Source organism: Agarivorans sp. Z349TD_8, from assembly GCF_050870825.2.
Lineage (GTDB): Bacteria > Pseudomonadota > Gammaproteobacteria > Enterobacterales > Celerinatantimonadaceae > Agarivorans.
The window spans coordinates 2,302,873-2,321,639 of the sequence record NZ_CP194037.2; the positions used below are offsets into that span (position 1 = coordinate 2,302,873).

Consider the following 18,767-nt stretch of genomic DNA (forward strand, 5'->3'; position numbering starts at 1 on the left):
GAATATCAACGCCTAAGGAATGATGATGTTGAAATGGATGATTGCTTTTTTGTTGTTTAGTCCTTTTGGTTTCGCGAATCAGCTATCGCTAAAGGTAATCGAAGGTGCTTATCCTTTATTAAGTTTGACAATTGATCAGGCTCAGTCAGTTCAGCTCTCCGCAGATGGTCGCTATAAGATCACCTTACCAACTAGTTCAAGTTGTTTGTCTGATACGTTTCAGCAGTTAAGCGGTCGTTTAGTGGCAGTGCAATTGACCCTAGATCAAATCATTACTCAGCAGTTGCAACAGCTTAGTCAAACTCAGAACTGGCTTGAGTTGTCTTATATGGTTGATTTTCCAAGCTCAGAGCTCGCTTGTTCGACAGCTGAGCTACAGATGATATTTCCGCCATTAACGACTTTTGCTTCGGCCTGGGGAAAATTTGAAGTCAATCAGGGCCGCGGCAGTCAAGCGCTCAGTTTTTTTGTGTTGCATAAATTTGCCAATGATTATCGCTGGCAAGCTGTGTTACCCGAACCCCAGCGAGCACAGCAGTTTTGGCTTGATTATTATGCTCAAATGTCTCGAGACGAGCATAAATAGGCCCTTTTATTAAGGGCTTCATCTAACTGTCATATTGTAGACCGAGAGCTGTGGTTCAATAAGGCGAACCATTTTATCGGGATTTACTGTTTGGACTCTTCACTTGCACTTGAAACGAACTTTAAGCTTAAAAAACTAAAGCGTTATCAGTATGAACGTTATGCGGTGCTTTGCCGTCTGGCTTATCCTTCGGCGCTAGGTAAGATGCAAGATCAGTTGGATAATTATCGTTACCAAGAGATATTTGACCGTTGGGGACGCTCAACCACGCGGGTATTGTGGAAACCCGATAAGAGTGAAGTGATTGTGGTATTTCGTGGTTCTACCAATCTATTAGATTGGCTGGTTAATTTGGCTTTTATCCCCAGACGTTATCAGTTTGAGCATGTTTACTACCATGTGCATTGGGGCTATTTACAGTTATTGGAGCAAATGAGTTGTGATCCAAACCGAGGGAAACAGAAGTGCAGTGTCTACCAGCGTCTGGAGTCAGTATTATTGCCACTGATGACACAAGGGAAAAAAATCACTTTGACGGGACATTCCTCTGGCGGTGCAATGGCGGTTTTAGTCGCCGATCGCTTAGAGCGTAAATATCCCAAAAAAGTGAAGCGGGTGGTAACTTTCGGTCAGCCAGCCACCGGACTGTGGAATTTTAAGCGTCACTATAAACTTCATCGTAAAACCTATCGAATCTGTTGTGACTTAGATATTGTGACTTTCTTACCGCCTTTGCCTTTTGTTTACTGGCATGTCGGGAGGATGCTGTGGTTACATGATGAGAAAATATATGAGAATACGCCCACTTGGTATCGAATGTCGAAGTCGCTAATTAGCTGGATGCTGTTGCCTTTTACTTATCATTACATGCGTAAATATATTCGAAATAAAGATTATTTTGACGAGCATTAACTGCAAAAAAGTATTCCATCAGTTCGCATAAGCGCGCGCTGACTTCAGTTGTGCTTTGTTAATCGTGAGGGTCTCGGTTCGAGGCCAGCGGCCACAGAGTATCGTCAGTTCTTGTTCATTTTCTTTATAATAAACGTAACGTTGCCCCTTACCTAAGCTACAACAAATCGCTTGGTCACCTAGATAGCTGATGCTAATAAAGCCCTTCTCAGAATGAATATTTGGACACCAGTCTTTACTATTGCCACCGTGAGTATTGGGTTGTCGTGCACGCAATACCTCGAGTACATCGATGGTATTCACGGGATGAGTAGAAAACCAATTGAGGTATTCTTTAAGGCTAAGCTGCTTTCCATAAAATTCGGCAAGGGTAACTTTTTGCATTTCCAATATCAGTAGGATAATAGCGAGTATTACGATGATGAAAGGAAATAGTATTCTGTAGAGCAATGTTTGAAGCATGTTTCTGCCATTAATTTCAATAATTGCTGACGATTTTAACAAAAACGTGATGTAAGTCTAATATTTGTTACTTTTTGCGTCTGCCTCTCACTTATACCCGAGTGAACTAGCTTATGGATATTCGGAATTTGTTACGGCCTTTGATTGGTTTAAGCTTAGCTTGCTTAAATGAGGAGCCAATATGTTACAGACTCTGTTGTGGATACTTATCCCTTTATTTTTATTACTATCGGTCTTTAGTGGCGAGTTGATGCGTTTGATTTTTGAATCTTTGGCTTTCCTTAGCTTACTGTTGATTTTGGCTAGCAAGCTTAAAGCTAAGGATGAAAAAGCCAGTCATGAAAGCTGAACATCGTCGATGTTAATAATAAGCGAGGATAATCAGTAATGATGCGCTAGCAATGCTAAACCATAGGCTAAGGCCTAATAGTAAGGGTTTCATCCCAGCCGCTTGAATATTTTTTGTGGTAAGCCCATAACCAATGAAAAACAGACAAACCCCGAGTAGTTGTTTCGATACCTTAAATAAACCTTGATAAAGTGACTCAAATATTGGCACATAGTTACTGACCAACATTGCTAAGATATAAAACAAAATGAAGTAAGGTACCGAAAGCTTACCGTCTTTTTCTTTAAATAATACCGCGCTAATTAAGGCCACTGGAATGATCCATAGAGCTCTTGCCAGCTTGACGGTGGTAGCAACGTTTAAGGCTTGGTCTCCATAACTTGCGGCAGCGCCGACTACAGAAGACGTATCATGAATGGCAATCGCCGCCCAGTAACCAAATTGGACTTGGCTGAGGTGAAGTAAGTGTCCTAGCAGTGGAAAGATAAATAAAGCACAAGCGTTGAGAATAAATACGGTGGCTAAGGCTAAGGAAATCTGCTTGCTGTTGGCCTTTATCGCGGGAGAAACCGCGGCAATTGCGCTACCGCCACAAATCGCGGTACCCACAGAAATGAGATAAGCCGTTTTTCGCTCTACTTTTAGCAACTTTGCGACCACAAAACCTAAACATAAGGTAAAGGCGATAGAGCCAACAATTAAACCAAAGCCTGCTTGGGTATATTCAATGGCTTGCTCGATAGAAATGCCAAAGCCAAGGCCAACTACGGAAATGGCTAACAAACGCTTGGTGACTATGCCGATATTTATGTTGTTTGGCGTCAAGCCTAAACTGGCTAAACATGCACCAATAATCAGCGCTCCCGGCCCATTTACCCAAGGGGTTAATACTGATAAAGCAACCGCAATACATAGATAATCATTAGTCGATAAAAGTTTTAATTTGTTCAGCATAACGTGCCCCTAACTGTGAAGTTTTATTATAGAGCACTGATGGTTTAGTTAAATGGCTAATTAAGACCTGAAAAAAAGCAATAATTGACCATTAATAATTGATTTAATAGAAGTTAATTTGTCGTTATCAATATTATTGATTAAAGTAATCAATAATATTCCTAGATCAATATAGCTGTTTTTATCTCAATTCTTCTTCGATATGTGGTTGTAGTAACTCGGTGACTCGCCGTCCTTCTTGAATCGCTTCTTCGGCGCGGTGGAAATCCATCACACTAATACTACCTAATTTAGGGTTTAACAAAATATCAGGTGGATCGCCGGCCATACGGGCCCGGGTAAGGCGCTCTTGCATAATATTAATTGAGGTCGACATAACGCCGATCATTCCTGGTGACCGATCATCATTATTCTGTTTGATGCTTGCCAGCATTGATGTTAAAAATTCTTTACCTCCGCCCAATAAGCGTAAGAAGGGTTGGTCGTGTTCATTAGTGCTATCTTTAAGCTCATCGTCGAAGTTATCGAGGTGAGACTTGTCACTATTTAGGTTGACAGCAATCACCACATCGGCGCCCATGGCTCTGCATAGCGAAACAGGAACGGGATTGACTAAAGCGCCATCCACCAACCATTGATTATTCAGCTGGTAAGGAGCCATTAAGCCTGGCATGGCACAGGAAGAGCGGACCGCATCGCGGACTCGGCCTTGCTGCAGCCACACTTCTTTCCCCGATCCCAACTCTGTTGCGATAGCACCAAAGGGAATACTTAATTGCTCAATATTGCTACGTCCAATATATTGCTCGGCGGCGTTAAACACTTTTTCACCAGTTAATAGCCCCCCTTTATAGAACGAAAAGTCCATAAGGTTGAATACTTGCCAACTAGATAATCCTAGCGCCCAGTTGGTTAATTGGTCGACACGTTGGCATGCATAAGCCGCGCCAACAAGAGCTCCAATGGAGCAGCCTGCGACTAGGTGTGGACGGATCCCCATCTCACGTAATGCCAAAATTACGCCTAAGTGAGCCCATCCTCTGGCGGCTCCACTGCCAAGTGCTAAGCCGATCACTCTGTCTTTTCGTTTGGCCATGGACTACCTCCTCGGGGGTGATGCACATATTAATGACGCGAAACAAGTCGTTTTCACCGTTTTATATTGAGTTAATTGTGCCAATATATGAGGTGATTTGTGTAGCTATTCAGTAAACTATTCTATAGCTGATGAATAGGAAAAAGTAATGAATTCAAAAAATAAAGTCGGTCGACCGAAAGGTGAGAGTCAAGCCCGGCAACGGTTATTAGAGGTGGCAACAGCGTTATTTATTGAGTTTGACTATGACCGAGTGTCGTTGAGGATGATTGGTAAGCAGGCGCAATTAGATCCTGCCTTAATTGCTTACTATTTCGGATCTAAGGCTGGTCTATTTGGCGAAATGCTAAGCTCGGTATCCAGTCCGGTGTTTGCTACTTTACAGCAGGTTACGGCGCAGCTAGGCAGCCGCAGCTTAAATGACTTAATGCGTATTTATTATCAAACGATGGCCGATAATCCTCATTTTCCGAAGCTAATCTTTCAGTTGGCAAGTATGCCCGGCAACCATGAAAGTCTCGAGCAATTGAATTTAATTTTGCAAAATCTTGGCCGTTTGTTGGGGAAGGGCCTATTTCAACGTTTAGCGGCAGAGGGCTCTTTTGCGGAAGGGGTTGATGCTGAATTAGCTCAGTTGAGCTTTATGAGTTTAATGGTCTTTCCGTTTTTGATCCCGGAGCGTTTATTGCAGGCCAATCACATTAGTCTGCCAAAAGATAAATTATTGAAACTGGCAGAACATAACATTGCTTTGTTGGCTCGTGGACTGTTTAAAAATTAATAGATACCTGAGTCGCTATCGTGGTTAAGTTCTGTGCTACTTTGATTTTAAGCCGCTATTTATGAATCGTTTTGCGCAAAATCCGCTTCGAATACGGAGAAAGACTGGATAAATATCCAGTCTTTGAGTTAAGCTAGCTTCAATTTATCAGCGTAGTGTGCCAGCTTTATGATTGACTTACTCAGGTGAGTTAGCTGGTATTGTATTTAGACGGAGTCATCTTAGTGATAGCCACTATCAAAGGTATTTTAGAAGAAAAAGTACCGCCTTTTGTGTTAGTCGACGTAGCTGGCGTGGGTTACGAGATCCAGTTACCCATGAATTGCTTCTATCAATTGCCCGAATTGGGCGAGCCAGTGCGTTTACTGACCCATTTTATTGTTCGTGAAGATGCTCAGTTGCTTTATGGTTTTCATGATAAATCTTCGCGCGCCTTGTTTCGCGAGTTGATTAAGGTGAATGGAATAGGTCCAAAAGTGGCGCTGGCCATCTTGTCAGGACTCAGCTGTGAACAATTTGTCTATGCGGTAAAACATGAAGATTTATCCAGCTTGGTAAAAGTTCCTGGGATCGGCAAAAAGACGGCTGAACGGCTATTGGTCGAGATGAAAGATCGTTTGAAAAACTGGCATGCAGAACCACCAGCTACGCCATTAAGCGATGGTATTACAGCCAATGGCGATCTACCGCTGAGTCCTGCTACCGATCCCAAAGAAGAAGCCGTTGCAGCCTTAGAATCGCTGGGTTATAAAGGCGTTCAAGCTGAAAAACTCGTGAAGCTAGTATGGCAGTCGGGTATGAGCAGTGAACAGTTGATCCGTGAAGCCCTTAAGGCTGCATTATAATTTAAGGTTCAAAAGATGATAGAAGCAGATCGTTTGGTAGCAGCCTTGCCCGTTGCAGAAGAAGAAACCGTCGATCGGGCTATTCGGCCAAAACGCTTAGGTGATTATACCGGCCAACAGGCGGTTGTTGAGCAATTGGAAATCTTTATTGAAGCCACGCGCCGCCGTGAAGATGCCTTGGATCATTTATTGATTTTTGGCCCGCCAGGTTTGGGCAAAACGACGCTTGCGAATATTGTGGCGAACGAACTTGAAGTGAATATTAAAACCACTTCCGGCCCAGTGCTTGAAAAAGCGGGAGACTTAGCGGCACTGTTAACTAATTTAGAACCTGGCGATGTGTTATTTATCGACGAGATTCATCGTTTAAGTGCAGTTGTTGAAGAGATCCTTTATCCGGCAATGGAAGATTATCAGTTGGATATTATGATTGGTGAGGGGCCAGCCGCGCGTTCTATCAAACTTGATTTGCCGCCGTTCACCTTAATTGGTGCAACCACTCGAGCGGGAATGTTAACCTCACCACTTAGAGATCGTTTTGGGATTGTGCAACGCTTAGAGTTTTATAAAACTGATGATTTGGCTGATATTGTGAAGCGCAGCGCTCATTATTTGAATTTAACCTTGGATGAAGCGGGTGCTTGGGAAGTGGCTCGTCGCTCACGTGGTACGCCGCGGATCGCGAATCGCCTGTTACGTCGGGTTCGAGATTTTGCCGATGTAAAATTTGATGGCAAAGTCACTCAAGAAATCGCAGCACAAGCTTTGGATTTGCTTAGTGTCGATAGTGCTGGCTTTGATTATATGGATACCAAATTGTTGCTTGCCATTACTGATACTTTTGGCGGTGGCCCTGTTGGCTTAGATAACTTAGCCGCAGCTATCGGTGAAGATAAAGAAACCATTGAAGATGTACTTGAACCTTTCTTAATTCAACAGGGTTATCTGCAACGTACTCCTCGCGGACGGATCGCCAGCGACCGTGCCTATTTGCACCTTGGTTTAGATTTACCTAAACGTTAGAAATGCTGTCGTTTATCGGCGACAGGCAAGTCAATAAAACGGCTTAATGTGTTCATTTTTAAGCCGTTGGCCGAAATTTGTATCGCAATTGTTCAAATTAAATGGTTTGAGTCTTAACCTTAAGCACTTGCCTGTGTATAGTATTTTCTAATTGAAATACTTAGGTAGGTGTAATGTCGGTTTTAAGGGTTCGAGTGTATTACGAAGATACTGATGCGGGTGGGGTTGTTTATCACGCAAATCATATTAAGTATTTCGAACGAGGTCGTACCGAATGGTTGCGAGAATTAGGTTACGAACAAGACCGTTTGATGGCGCAAGATCTATGTTTTGTGGTTCGAGCGCTGCAAATTGACTACAAACTACCAGCTCGTTTTAATCAAGTACTCACGGTTGAAACTCGTATTGAAAATATGAAACGAGCCAGCATGGTGTTTGAGCAAACGATTAAAAATGCTGACCAACAAGTTATTGCCCATGGAATGGTTACCGTTGCTTGCGTCACATTGTCGTCAATGAAGGCCACGGCCATTCCCGATCAATTAAAAGAGGATTTACTCGGTGCATTCTGATATGTCATTTATTGGCTTGTTTTGGCAGGCGAGCTTACTGGTTAAATTTGTCATGCTGCTGCTATTGAGCATGTCGGTTTATTCTTGGGCGATGATTATTAATCGTAATAAAATCTTGAAGTCGGCAAAAACTGCCAGTGATAGTTTCGAAAAGAAATTTTGGTCTGGCATTGACCTCAATAAGCTCTATCAAGAAAGTAATGCTAGAGCCGAGCATCTGCAAGGTATGGAACAGATATTTCATTCTGGTTTTAGAGAGTATGTTCGTCTACATAAATCGGGAAATCGAAGTCCCGATGCGGTGATGGATGGTACTTATCGGAGCATGCGAGTCTCCTTGTCCCGCGAAGTCGAGGCTTTAGAGAATCAGTTGCCGATGTTGGCAACGATTGGTTCTATTAGCCCCTATATTGGCTTATTTGGTACGGTGTGGGGGATTATGAATGCTTTTATCGCTCTGGGAGAAGTTCAGCAAGCCAGTTTAAATATGGTTGCTCCCGGGATTGCCGAAGCACTGATTGCAACTGCGATGGGATTGTTTGCGGCGATTCCTGCTGTGATCGCTTTTAACCGTTTTTCTACGGGCGTTGGTAAGTTAGAACATAATTACGCCAACTTTATGGAAGAGTTTTCAAGTATTCTGCATCGCCAAACCCACAGTGGTACAAATTAGGAGGCGTCGTGAATTATTACCAACGCCCCAAGCGCCGCTTGGTTGCTGAAATCAACGTGGTACCTTATATCGATGTGATGTTGGTGCTATTGATTATTTTTATGGTGACAGCGCCTTTGATTACCCAAGGGGTCAAAGTTGATTTGCCACAAGCGAGTGCCGAGGCTTTGCCAGAAGATAGTAAACCGCCGCTAGTGGCGACGGTCACTGAAAGTGGGCAATATTACTTAGATACGGGGAATGACTCTCAATCAGCTACTGAAGTTTTGTCGGGCGATGATCTGCAAGCCTTGGTAATGGCGCATTTACAGCTTGACCCTAAAATACCAGTAGTGGTTCGCGGGGATAAGAACGTTCGTTATGAGCAAATCATCAATTTAATGGTACTGCTGCAAAATGCAGGTGTACCATCGGTTGGCCTTATGACCCAACCTGAAAACAACTAAATTAGGATTAGCATTGAAATCGCCATTTAGCCTGTCGGTTGTTATTTCCATTTTACTGCATGCTTTGTTGTTTATTGCGTTAGTGTGGTCAGTTGATTTTGAGCGCGTTAAGCTCGAAGCAACGCCCAGCGCTCCGATTATTAAGGCTACCGCGATTGATGCGAAACAGATAAGCCAGCAAGTTGAACGTTTAAAGCAACAGCAAAAGGCCGTAACAGACAAAGAGAAACAGCGAGTTGCTCAAGCAGAGAAACAAGCGGAATTGGCCCGTAAGAAACGTTTGTCCGAAGAAAAACGGATTAAGCAGTTGGAATTAGAAAAGCGCCAACATGAACAAGCCAAGAAAAAAGCTGATGAGCAGGCGCGTCGTGCTCAAGAAAAACAAAAGTTAGAACAACAGCGAGCCAAGCAAGCTGAAGCCGAACGGGTCAAACAGGAACAACAGCGCAAGTTGGCGGAGGCGGCAGCAGCCAAAGCAGAGGCGGAGCGGGTTCGTAAGGTTGAGCAACAGCAGAAAGCTGAAGCCGCAGCTGCAGCCGCAGAAGCAGAGCGAACTCGTAAGCTTGAACAGCAACGGCAAGCCGAAATAGCAGCCCAAAAAGCTGAACAGGCAGCGCGCAAAGCTGAGTTGGCTCGTAAGCAAAAAGAGAAGGAAGCTAAATTGGCTGCAGAGAAAGCCGCGAAGGCCGAGGCTGAGCGTCAACGTAAAGCCGAAATCGCTCGTCAAGAAGCTGAATTTGAAAAGCAATTACAAACAGAGATGGCGGCCGAAACGAATGTACGACGTCAACGACAAGTATTAAGTGAAGTGGATAAATACAAAGCCATGATTATGTCGACAATTCAACGAAACTGGCTCACCGATCCAAGTATGTCTGGCAAGCAATGTCGTATTGACATTCACTTAGCCACCAATGGTTTTGTGACAAAAACCAGCGAAGGGCGTGGAGATAAAGCGGTGTGTGAGTCGGCTCGTCGAGCGATAAAAAAGGCAATGACTTTACCGGTTTCTAAAGACCCGGATGTTTTTGCCAAACTTAAAACCATTACTTTAACTTTAAAACCGGAACAGCTGTGATGATTAAAAAACTGTTAACGGGCGTTTGCCTATGGTTTGTCTTTTCAAATCTAGCTCAAGCTAACCTAGAAATTGTCATTACCGAAGGGGTCGACAGTGCCCGTCCGGTAGGCGTGGTCCCTTTTGTTTGGCAAGGACACGGCGAAGCACCTTTGAACTTAGCGAAGGTTGTTGCCGATGATTTACGCCGCAGCGGTAAGTTTAATCCTGTGGCGATTAGCCAGATGCCGCAAACTCCGCAATCAGTGGAACAGATTGACTATCAAGCGTGGGCAGCGCTTGGCGTAGAAGCGGTATTGACCGGTAAAATAGAAGCCTTGGCTGATGGCACTTATAAGGTTAATTATGCCTTAGTCGATGTACTGCGTGGGCAGGTGAGTGCCGGCAATAAGCAACAACTTAAAGACGGTCAATTAGTCACCAGCCAGGATCATGTGCTGCTCGATCGATATAAAAGCGTAGGGAAAGCTCAGTTACGACAGATGGCCCATTTAATTTCCGATGGTGTTTATAAATCTTTGACTGGTGAAAGAGGGGCATTTTTAACCCGAATTGCTTATGTAGTTGTGAATGCCGATGCTAACTATCCATATCAACTTCGTATTGCAGATTATGACGGTTATAACGAAAAGACTTTACTTCGCTCACAAGAGCCACTGATGTCTCCGGCGTGGTCTCCTGATGGTGAAAAGCTTGCTTATGTTAGTTTTGAAAATCGCAGTGCAGAAATCTATATTCAGGATATTTATACCTCGCAACGCACTAAGTTGAGTGCTTTTAGTGGCATTAATGGTGCGCCCGATTGGTCGCCAGATGGACGTCAAATTGCATTGGTATTATCCAAGGATGGCCAGCCAGATATCTATGTGATGGATGTCGCCACTAAGCAACTTAAACGGATCACTAAAAGTCGTCGGATTGATACCGAACCTAGCTGGTTACCATCTGGACATGAATTGCTGTTTTCTTCCGAGCGTGGTGGTAAACCGCAAATCTATCGAGCTAATTTGAATACAAATAAAATTAGTCGGGTGACCTGGGAAGGCGAAATGAACTTAGGTGGGGCGGTGACACCCGATGGCTCCGCGTTGGTAATGGTGAGCCGTGTAAATGGCCAATATCGCATTAGCCGACAAGATTTTGATACCGGTTATGTACAAGTATTAACCCGTACTCAATTAGATGAATCGCCAACCATTGCACCGAACGGCAGTATGATTATGTACAGTACCGTGGCCAATGGTCGCCAAGTATTGGCTTTGGTTTCTATGGATGGAAGATTTAAAGCGACGCTACCAGCAAAAGAGGGCAGTGTTCGCGCACCAGCTTGGTCGCCATTTTTAAACTAAATAACTAAATCTGATCATAAGGGATCCATAATGCAATTTGAAAAGTTAGCTAAAACTCTATTTTTAGGTGTGGTACTCACTGGCTTAGCCGCTTGTAGTTCTACCCGTAGTAGCGATAGTGATTTAAATGAACAAGGCAAGGCTGGCGGAGATTCCTCAATGGAAATCACTGGCACCGAAGCAGCTGGCGGCGTAGAAATGGGTTCAGTTGACCCAGTACTTAGTGCCGACGAGCAAGAGCGTCTCAAGGCTGCTGAGTTACGTCAGAGTCAAATCGTTTACTTTGAGTTTGACCGAACCGATATTCGAGAAGAGTTTGCCGAAATATTAGAAGCGCACGCTAGCTATCTGCGTGATAATCCTTCGGTAACGGTGTTAATTGAAGGCCATACCGATGAAAAAGGGACGCCTGAATATAATATTGCTTTGGGTGAGCGTCGTGGTAAAGCGGTCTCGAAGTATTTACAAAGCTTAGGTGTCTTAGCCTCGCAAATTTCTATTGTTAGTTATGGTGAAGAGAAAACCGTTGATAATTCACACACCGAAGTAGCGATGGCTAAAAATCGCCGCGCGGTGTTAGTTTATTAATAAACTTACAAGTGTAGAGTGAGCTATGAAACTTAAAATGATTACGGCTACTACAGTGGCCGTTTTATTAGCAGCCAGTGTTAATGCCGCTGCGCCAGTCGAAGAGGCGGGTAATAGAACCGCTGTTTCTTTAAATTCTCCCAGTAGTCAACTAAGCCTTGAGCAAAGGGTCGAACGCTTGGAAAGGATGTTGCAGGCTAGAAATCAGGTCCAGTTAGAACTACAAAGTCAGGTCGATGAGCTGTCCAATAGCATGTCAACCATGGTTGGTCAGCTAGAACAGAGTAACTATCAGATTGAACAAATTACTGAACGTCAACGTGAACTCTACCAAGAGTTAGACCGTCGATTTGCTCAGTTGCAAACAGCCGTGCCTAAAGTTGCCGCCACAACTACTGCTGCCCCTGCAGCGGTTGGAGAAGATCAGGCTTACGACGCAGCCGTGGCGCTAGTGATGCAAGATAAAAACTATGATGCAGCGATTCCGGCCTTTCAAGCTTTTATCCAGGATTTCCCTAAGTCTGGCTATGCACCGAATGCACATTATTGGTTAGGCCAGCTACAATATACTCGTGGGCAACGGGAGCAAGCCGCCCAGCAATTCCTTAAAGTTGTTAACGATTATCCCAAATCTAATAAGGTTGCTGAGTCATTGTTAAAATTGGGTATCATTGCGCAGTTTCAAAAAAATAATGATGAAGCCAAAAAATTGTTTACTCGAGTGGTCCAAGAGCACCCTAATAGTAGTGCTGCGAGTTTAGCGAAGAATCGATTAGGCCAACTTTAGTACAGTTTTTGAATAATAAACTTTAGCAAATTCAAAATTCTGTACAAAGTTGAAGCTGGTTGCTTATTTGCTGAACGCTTAGAAAAAAAGATTCAAAATACTATTGCACAACAGTCTTAAATCCGTATCATAGGCCGCCGTTGAGTCGGGTCAATTGCTAACACAGCAGTGAGGCGGATTTAGCTGAAGTTCAAAGCGGGTTGTTAGCTCAGTTGGTAGAGCAGTTGACTTTTAATCAATTGGTCGAAGGTTCAAATCCTTCACAACCCACCACTTTGTAGCTTTAATGTAGTAGATGTATACGGGTTGTTAGCTCAGTTGGTAGAGCAGTTGACTTTTAATCAATTGGTCGAAGGTTCAAATCCTTCACAACCCACCATATCTATTACCACTTTAGTGGGTCGTTAGCTCAGTTGGTAGAGCAGTTGACTTTTAATCAATTGGTCGAAGGTTCAAATCCTTCACGACCCACCACTATTTTGAAACGTTACGGGTTGTTAGCTCAGTTGGTAGAGCAGTTGACTTTTAATCAATTGGTCGAAGGTTCAAATCCTTCACAACCCACCACGCTTTTCGTTTCCAAATAGGTGATTTACAGTTACGGGTTGTTAGCTCAGTTGGTAGAGCAGTTGACTTTTAATCAATTGGTCGAAGGTTCAAATCCTTCACAACCCACCATCACTGTAAATACCAAATATTATGGGTTGTTAGCTCAGTTGGTAGAGCAGTTGACTTTTAATCAATTGGTCGAAGGTTCAAATCCTTCACAACCCACCATCATTTTATCATTACAAATCATGACTCTATTACCTCATCTAATTCTTTAGTCCAATGACTGACATCTGCACTCTCTGCGGTGTATAATACTCTAATTATTTTATCTCAGATGTAGTTATGCAGCAGCCCGAATATTTTAACGAATCAATTTACCCCTTTCCGCCTAAACCCAAGCCTTTGAGTGAGCAACAGCGTTCGGCCCATAAGCAACGTATAAAGCAGTTGTTAGTTGAGCAAGATGCAGTATTAATCGCTCATTATTACACCGATCCTGAAATCCAAGCCCTGGCCGAAGAGACTGGTGGTTGCGTTGCTGATTCTTTAGAAATGGCACGATTCGGTAATCACCATCCAGCAAAAACCTTGCTAGTGGCGGGGGTGCGTTTTATGGGGGAAACCGCCAAGATCTTAACGCCAGAGAAAAAGGTCATCATGCCGACCTTAGAAGCCACTTGCTCTTTGGATTTAGGCTGCCCAGAAAAAGAATTCTCTGCGTTTTGTGACCAGCATCCAGAGCATACGGTTGTCGTTTATGCGAATACTTCCGCAGCTGTAAAAGCGCGGGCCGACTGGGTCGTTACTTCTAGCATTGCCGTGGATGTTGTGGAACATTTAGATGCCGAAGGGCATAAAATTATCTGGGCGCCTGATAAACATTTGGGGGGCTACGTTGCGAAGCAAACCGGTGCCGATATGTTACTTTGGCAAGGCGCTTGTATTGTTCATGAAGAGTTTAAGGCCAAGGCCTTGTGGGCGCTTAAGCAGCAGTTTCCTGATGCGGCTATTTTGGTTCACCCTGAGTCGCCAGAAAACGTAGTTGCGATGGCTGATGCTGTGGGTTCGACCAGTCAGCTCATTGCGGCTGCTCAAACGCTGCCGAATAAAAAGTTAATTGTTGCTACCGACCGTGGCATCTTTTACAAGATGCAACAGGCTTGCCCAGATAAAGAGATGATTGAGGCGCCAACTGGCGGCAATGGGGCGACTTGTCGTTCTTGTGCGCATTGTCCCTGGATGGCTATGAATGGCTTGCAGGCCATCGAAGAGGCCTTAATAGACGCAAAGGGTAAAGAGGTATTTGTAGACAATGCCTTGATTGATAAAGCGTTGGTCCCATTAAACAGGATGCTCAACTTTGCTAAAGGTAACCAATTAAAGGTGAAAGGTAACGCTTAGTCTGCGTTGCTTTGCTTGAAAAAACCAGCTTTAGAGCTGGTTTTTTACTTTTAGTGCACTCGATTGAATTCAGTGGCTAGTTATGCCAATTTAACTTTATTCTTAAAAGCCTAAATCATCGTCAGTTGCATTATGTATCTTGTCACTAGAGCCATTAGTTAATGCGCTTCATGCCTCGTTATCGGCAGATTCATCTGCGCAATAAGTTGCTTATATAATGAATCAGATTGGTATTGTTCATGACTTAATATATGGAAGTTATTTGCAAAAATGATCTATTCTGCAGAGTTTCGACGAGTACTTTTTTTGCACTAATATTGGCAAAACTAATTCTCACAGTAATCCTATTTCGAAATCATATTATTAACGTTTTTGTTATCAATAATGGTTTGTTATACTTCGTGGGTTTTGTGCCTAATAACTAGCAGAGAAGTAAATGAGAGTTGAAACAGATATAAAGCTGGGATTTAAAGACGTCTTGATTAAACCTAAACGTTCAACCTTGAAGAGTCGCTCACAGGTTGTACTTGATCGGGAGTTTACCTTCAAAAACAGCAATAGTCAATGGCACGGTGTACCTGTTATTGCGGCGAATATGGATACGGTGGGAACTTTTGGCTTAGCAAAAGCGCTAGCGGAACATCGTATGATGACTGCGGTTCATAAACATTACAGCATTGAGCAGTGGTCACAGTTTTTAGCATCGATGGCACCAGAAAAAATTAAATATTTAATGGTTAGTTGCGGCACATCAGATGCTGAATTTGAAAAAACCAAGCAAATTTTAGCGCTGAATCAGAATTTACAATTTATTTGTGTTGATGTAGCCAACGGCTATTCTGAACATTTTGTCGCATTTGTACGTAAAATGCGTGACAGCTTTACTGACAAAGTCATCGTGGCTGGCAACGTAGTAACGGGTGAGATGGTTGAAGAACTGATCTTAAGTGGCGCAGACATTGTGAAAGTAGGGATTGGCCCCGGTAGCGTGTGTACCACTCGGGTGAAAACTGGTGTGGGTTACCCGCAATTATCGGCCATTATAGAATGTGCGGATGCTGCCCATGGCCTAGGCGGACAAATCGTTGCAGATGGTGGCTGTACTCAGGCAGGGGATGTCGCAAAAGCTTTTGGTGGCGGCGCTGATTTTGTGATGCTCGGCGGTATGCTGGCTGCGCATGCTGAAAACGGCGGCGAACTTGTAGAACAAAATGGTGAAAAATTCATGAAGTTCTACGGTATGAGCTCTCAAACTGCGATGGATAAACATGTTGGCGGTGTTGCAGAGTATCGTGCCTCTGAAGGCAAAACGGTATTACTCCCATATAAAGGCAGCGTGCAATTCACGATTCAAGATATTCTTGGTGGCGTTCGTTCGGCTTGTACCTATGTGGGTGCATCTGAACTGAAAGAACTCACCAAACGAACCACTTTTATCCGAGTTCAAGAGCAAGAGAATCAAGTGTTCGGTATTACTAAAGTGTAATCAATCGAAGGTTTTGTTGAAACAACCATACCTAGAAATGGTATTAAGAGCGTATCATGCTTTTGATAGCTAATGTGGTATGGTTGTTGTTCTATATCCAGTCCTTTTAATTTCAAACCGATGGCTTCTTTGGTTTTGCATCGCTTAAAGTTGACTTGGAACAGGCCAGTGAATTGGATTGGAGTTCGCTATATGTGTTCAGTTAGAACTTTCCGATAAGAGGCTCTAGCCTTCAATAAGTGCCTCAAATCCTCCCGCGATAATACTCTCCAAGTTATGTGAAGCAATGGCGAGCAGTGAAACTTATCTGGTTTAAGGTATTTGCTAGGAGCAACGAGTCATAATGTATCTACACCATTGTTAAAAATAAAGTTGGGTAATTTGGCCTTCAATAGTGTCATTGAAAGCTATGTTAAAATGATCGCTTGATAGCGATCATATCGAGCGACGAGTTATTTAAAAACACCTTCTACCTTGAGCTACGTGAGACGACTATAGAAGGTGTTTTTATTCAGCAGGCTGGCGGATTTCGTTCAGTAAACTGGCCATTCCAATAGGGGTAATAAGGGTAGGGGATTGCGGTCTGGCTGATTTGGTCTAGGCGTTTGACTTGATCCTCGGTTAGACGCCAGCCGAGTGCTTGTATGTTGTCTGTTAGTTGCGATGCATTGCGAGCCCCGATCAGTACCGATGACACACTGGGGCGATAAAGCACCCAATTTAAAGCAATTTGAGGAATGGTTTTTCCTGTTTCCTCGGCGATGTCTTCCATGACATCAATCACCTTATATAAATGTTCGTCGCTAACGGGTGGTGCAAACTGAGCGGTTTCATGTAAGCGACTTTGCGCTGGGATCGGCTTGTTACGGCTGATTTTCCCAGTTAATCGGCCCCACCCTAGGGGACTCCAAACGATAGCCCCAAGTCCTTGATCAAGTCCTAAGGGCATCAACTCCCACTCATAATCACGGCCTAAAAGTGAATAATAGCTTTGATTGGCGACAAAACGACTATAACCGTAACGGTCGGCTATAGCTTGAGATTTCATCACCTGCCAACCAGAAAAGTTAGACACACCAATATAACGAATTTTACCTGATTTCACTAAGTGGTCGAGTGTTGCCATGACATTTTCCATGGGGGTCATAGCATCGAAGTGATGCAGCTGAAAAATGTCGATGTAGTCGGTATCTAAACGTTTTAACGCGTTGTCTATGGATTCGATTAGGCGATGTCGAGAGGCTCCAATGTCATTGGTTCCTTCTCCCATTCTTAAGGTCGATTTTGTAGATACGATAACTTTATCTCTTCGTCCTTTCATGGCGAGACCAAGCAGGCGTTCTGATTCGCCATCGGAGTAAACATCTGCAGTATCAAACAGATTGATCCCGTGGTCTAGTGCGATATCCATCATATGCTTAGCTTCCTTTTCTTGGCTGTTTCCCCAAGCACTAAATAACGGACCTTTGCCACCAAAAGTACCAGCACCAAATCCTAAGGCTGATACTTTAAAGCCGGATTTTCCTAAAAATCGATATTCCATTTTATTTCCTAATTACGATTGAATGGTTTTAGAGTACCCGCTTGCTTTTGTCAAAAAAACAGCAACAATAGAGAAACACTTTCATGATATTGTTGATAATAGCGATGAGTAATTTGGCGGATATATCCCTTTTTCTTCGAGTTCTCGATCTTAAGTCGATCAGTGCGGCTGCCCGCAGTCTTGATATATCACCAGCCCTCGCCAGTAAACGCTTACAGGTGTTAGAACAACAGCTGGGGGTTCGTTTGTTGCATCGAACGACAAGAACCGTTAGCGCCACCGTTGAGGGGAGAGAGCTGGCATTAAGAGGTCGGCATTTGGTTGAGGAATTAGCAACTTTAACCAGTGATCTTAAAAAAGTATCGCAGGAGGTATCGGGAACCCTTCGTATCACCGCGGGTGTTTCGTTTGGTCGTTTGTTTATTTCGCCTTTGTTACCTCAGTTTCTAAAGCAGCATCCCGCTTTAAAAGTACAACTTAATCTGAGTGATGAGCGAGTGAACTTAGTCGACTCGGGGTTCGATCTGGCGATTCGAATCTCAAGTGCTCTAGAAGACTCAAGTTTGCTCGCCAAAAAACTTAATACCAATAAACGAATCTTATGCGCTTCTGCTGATTATTTAGCTAATTTCGGCCAACCCAATAGCCCTGCGGATTTGGCTCAGCATAATTGTTTAATTTTATCGGGAGAATATGGCCGTGAACACATATGGCAACTGATGAATAAACAAGGTCTGGAAGAAAAAATAAAAGTACAAGGGACCTTAGAAAGTAACCTCGGTGAAGCGTTGTATCAGGCAGCTTTATCGGGTCTGGGTATTTCTCTGCATTCAGACTGGCATATTAAAAATGACTTAGAAGCAGGTCGTTTGTGCCATGTATTACCTGATTACTATAAGCAAACTTCCATTTACGCTGTGATGCCACAACGCCAGTTTGTGCCGTTGCGGGTGCGAGCGTTTATCCAATTTATTGAACAGCAGTTAGCTGCTCCCATTGAGAAATAAAAAGTCATTTGTTTGTGTCTGTCTTGGGAGCTCTAAAATAGCTACAGCGCTGACGATGTCTTTGAATAAGATAGAGCATTTACTCATGCAGAAGTAATCATATGCCGCTAGCGAGTCGACTTTATATAATCTTTGGTTATGATGTTGTTTAGAGGAAAACAGAACGCGTGAACAAGCGGAATACGCAGCAGCGTACAGAGTTTTCGGCTTCGGGTAAACTGTCTTAAAGGCTCTCTTTGCATACAAAGACAAACGTCACTTATTGCAGTTTTTTAAC

Annotated in this window: 20 protein-coding genes and 6 tRNA genes; 22 read left to right on the top strand and 4 right to left on the bottom strand. The window is 43.5% G+C overall.

Annotated features, from left to right (window positions below; genetic code table 11):
* Window positions 1-25: 25 nt before the first annotated feature.
* On the top strand, window positions 26-586 hold the full coding sequence (locus ACRRS1_RS10440) for a hypothetical protein (RefSeq protein ID WP_439036009.1): 561 nt from the start codon (window positions 26-28) through the stop codon (window positions 584-586).
* Between the two features lie 90 nt (window positions 587-676).
* Window positions 677-1,498 (top strand): lipase family protein, encoded by an 822-nt coding sequence (locus tag ACRRS1_RS10445; protein WP_432453246.1) that lies wholly within the window; start codon window positions 677-679, stop codon window positions 1,496-1,498.
* Between the two features lie 18 nt (window positions 1,499-1,516).
* Here ACRRS1_RS10445 and ACRRS1_RS10450 read toward each other — a convergent pair whose 3' ends face one another.
* Complete coding sequence (locus ACRRS1_RS10450) at window positions 1,517-1,960, bottom strand: hypothetical protein (RefSeq protein WP_432453245.1); 444 nt, start codon at window positions 1,958-1,960, stop codon at window positions 1,517-1,519.
* A gap of 181 nt (window positions 1,961-2,141) precedes the next feature.
* Between ACRRS1_RS10450 and ACRRS1_RS10455 the strand changes: the two genes are divergently transcribed.
* The gene (locus ACRRS1_RS10455) at window positions 2,142-2,309 is read left to right on the top strand and encodes a hypothetical protein (protein WP_432453244.1); all 168 of its coding nucleotides are present in this window, start codon (window positions 2,142-2,144) and stop codon (window positions 2,307-2,309) included.
* A gap of 12 nt (window positions 2,310-2,321) precedes the next feature.
* Here the strand turns inward: ACRRS1_RS10455 and ACRRS1_RS10460 are convergent, their stop codons facing one another.
* Window positions 2,322-3,263, bottom strand: coding sequence for a YeiH family protein (locus ACRRS1_RS10460; RefSeq protein WP_432453243.1), 942 nt, complete (start codon window positions 3,261-3,263; stop codon window positions 2,322-2,324).
* 181 nt (window positions 3,264-3,444) lie between these two features.
* Window positions 3,445-4,359, bottom strand: a complete 915-nt coding sequence (gene rssA / locus ACRRS1_RS10465; RefSeq protein ID WP_432467851.1) for a patatin-like phospholipase RssA — start codon at window positions 4,357-4,359, stop codon at window positions 3,445-3,447.
* 148 nt (window positions 4,360-4,507) lie between these two features.
* On the opposite strand from rssA, the gene ACRRS1_RS10470 reads away from it, so the two are divergent.
* The 18 genes from ACRRS1_RS10470 (at window position 4,508) to ACRRS1_RS10555 (ending at window position 15,940) form a co-directional block, all read left to right on the top strand.
* Entirely contained in the window at window positions 4,508-5,140 is a 633-nt protein-coding gene (locus ACRRS1_RS10470) for a TetR/AcrR family transcriptional regulator (RefSeq protein WP_432463259.1), read from the top strand.
* Window positions 5,141-5,364: 224 nt separating this feature from the next.
* Entirely contained in the window at window positions 5,365-5,985 is a 621-nt protein-coding gene (gene ruvA / locus ACRRS1_RS10475; RefSeq protein WP_432453240.1) for a Holliday junction branch migration protein RuvA, read from the top strand.
* Between the two features lie 15 nt (window positions 5,986-6,000).
* Complete coding sequence (gene ruvB / locus ACRRS1_RS10480; RefSeq protein WP_432453239.1) at window positions 6,001-7,008, top strand: Holliday junction branch migration DNA helicase RuvB; 1,008 nt, start codon at window positions 6,001-6,003, stop codon at window positions 7,006-7,008.
* 173 nt (window positions 7,009-7,181) lie between these two features.
* Window positions 7,182-7,580: a tol-pal system-associated acyl-CoA thioesterase gene (ybgC, locus tag ACRRS1_RS10485; RefSeq protein ID WP_432453238.1), complete on the top strand. Its 399-nt coding sequence runs from the start codon at window positions 7,182-7,184 to the stop codon at window positions 7,578-7,580.
* Window positions 7,570-8,253 (top strand): protein TolQ, encoded by a 684-nt coding sequence (gene tolQ, locus ACRRS1_RS10490; RefSeq protein WP_432453237.1) that lies wholly within the window; start codon window positions 7,570-7,572, stop codon window positions 8,251-8,253. Before ybgC ends, tolQ begins: the two co-directional genes overlap by 11 nt.
* A gap of 8 nt (window positions 8,254-8,261) precedes the next feature.
* Window positions 8,262-8,699: a protein TolR gene (tolR, locus tag ACRRS1_RS10495; protein ID WP_432453236.1), complete on the top strand. Its 438-nt coding sequence runs from the start codon at window positions 8,262-8,264 to the stop codon at window positions 8,697-8,699.
* Window positions 8,700-8,712: 13 nt separating this feature from the next.
* On the top strand, window positions 8,713-9,777 hold the full coding sequence (gene tolA / locus ACRRS1_RS10500) for a cell envelope integrity protein TolA (protein WP_432453235.1): 1,065 nt from the start codon (window positions 8,713-8,715) through the stop codon (window positions 9,775-9,777).
* Window positions 9,777-11,126 carry a Tol-Pal system beta propeller repeat protein TolB gene (gene tolB, locus ACRRS1_RS10505; protein WP_432453234.1) on the top strand — a complete coding sequence of 450 codons (1,350 nt, stop codon included), beginning with the start codon at window positions 9,777-9,779 and terminating at the stop codon, window positions 11,124-11,126. Before tolA ends, tolB begins: the two co-directional genes overlap by 1 nt.
* Before the next feature lie 30 nt (window positions 11,127-11,156).
* Window positions 11,157-11,714 (top strand): peptidoglycan-associated lipoprotein Pal, encoded by a 558-nt coding sequence (gene pal, locus ACRRS1_RS10510; RefSeq protein WP_432453233.1) that lies wholly within the window; start codon window positions 11,157-11,159, stop codon window positions 11,712-11,714.
* 25 nt (window positions 11,715-11,739) lie between these two features.
* A complete protein-coding gene (gene ybgF / locus ACRRS1_RS10515) occupies window positions 11,740-12,501 on the top strand; it encodes a tol-pal system protein YbgF (protein WP_432459339.1) in 762 nt (253 codons plus the stop codon).
* Window positions 12,502-12,698: 197 nt separating this feature from the next.
* Window positions 12,699-12,774 (top strand) — tRNA-Lys (locus ACRRS1_RS10520).
* A 30-nt stretch (window positions 12,775-12,804) separates the two neighbouring features.
* Window positions 12,805-12,880: transfer RNA gene (locus ACRRS1_RS10525), tRNA-Lys, on the top strand.
* A gap of 19 nt (window positions 12,881-12,899) precedes the next feature.
* A tRNA-Lys gene (locus tag ACRRS1_RS10530) sits at window positions 12,900-12,975 on the top strand.
* Between the two features lie 17 nt (window positions 12,976-12,992).
* Window positions 12,993-13,068: transfer RNA gene (locus tag ACRRS1_RS10535), tRNA-Lys, on the top strand.
* Between the two features lie 35 nt (window positions 13,069-13,103).
* A tRNA-Lys gene (locus ACRRS1_RS10540) sits at window positions 13,104-13,179 on the top strand.
* Between the two features lie 23 nt (window positions 13,180-13,202).
* Window positions 13,203-13,278: transfer RNA gene (locus tag ACRRS1_RS10545), tRNA-Lys, on the top strand.
* 117 nt (window positions 13,279-13,395) lie between these two features.
* On the top strand, window positions 13,396-14,454 hold the full coding sequence (gene nadA, locus ACRRS1_RS10550) for a quinolinate synthase NadA (protein ID WP_432463255.1): 1,059 nt from the start codon (window positions 13,396-13,398) through the stop codon (window positions 14,452-14,454).
* Window positions 14,455-14,890: 436 nt separating this feature from the next.
* Complete coding sequence (locus ACRRS1_RS10555) at window positions 14,891-15,940, top strand: GMP reductase (RefSeq protein WP_432453230.1); 1,050 nt, start codon at window positions 14,891-14,893, stop codon at window positions 15,938-15,940.
* A gap of 511 nt (window positions 15,941-16,451) precedes the next feature.
* Here the strand turns inward: ACRRS1_RS10555 and ACRRS1_RS10560 are convergent.
* Window positions 16,452-17,483, bottom strand: coding sequence for an aldo/keto reductase (locus tag ACRRS1_RS10560; protein ID WP_432453229.1), 1,032 nt, complete (start codon window positions 17,481-17,483; stop codon window positions 16,452-16,454).
* Between the two features lie 83 nt (window positions 17,484-17,566).
* Between ACRRS1_RS10560 and ACRRS1_RS10565 the strand changes: the two genes are divergently transcribed.
* Window positions 17,567-18,490: a LysR family transcriptional regulator gene (locus ACRRS1_RS10565; protein WP_432453228.1), complete on the top strand. Its 924-nt coding sequence runs from the start codon at window positions 17,567-17,569 to the stop codon at window positions 18,488-18,490.
* Window positions 18,491-18,767 lie beyond the last annotated feature (277 nt).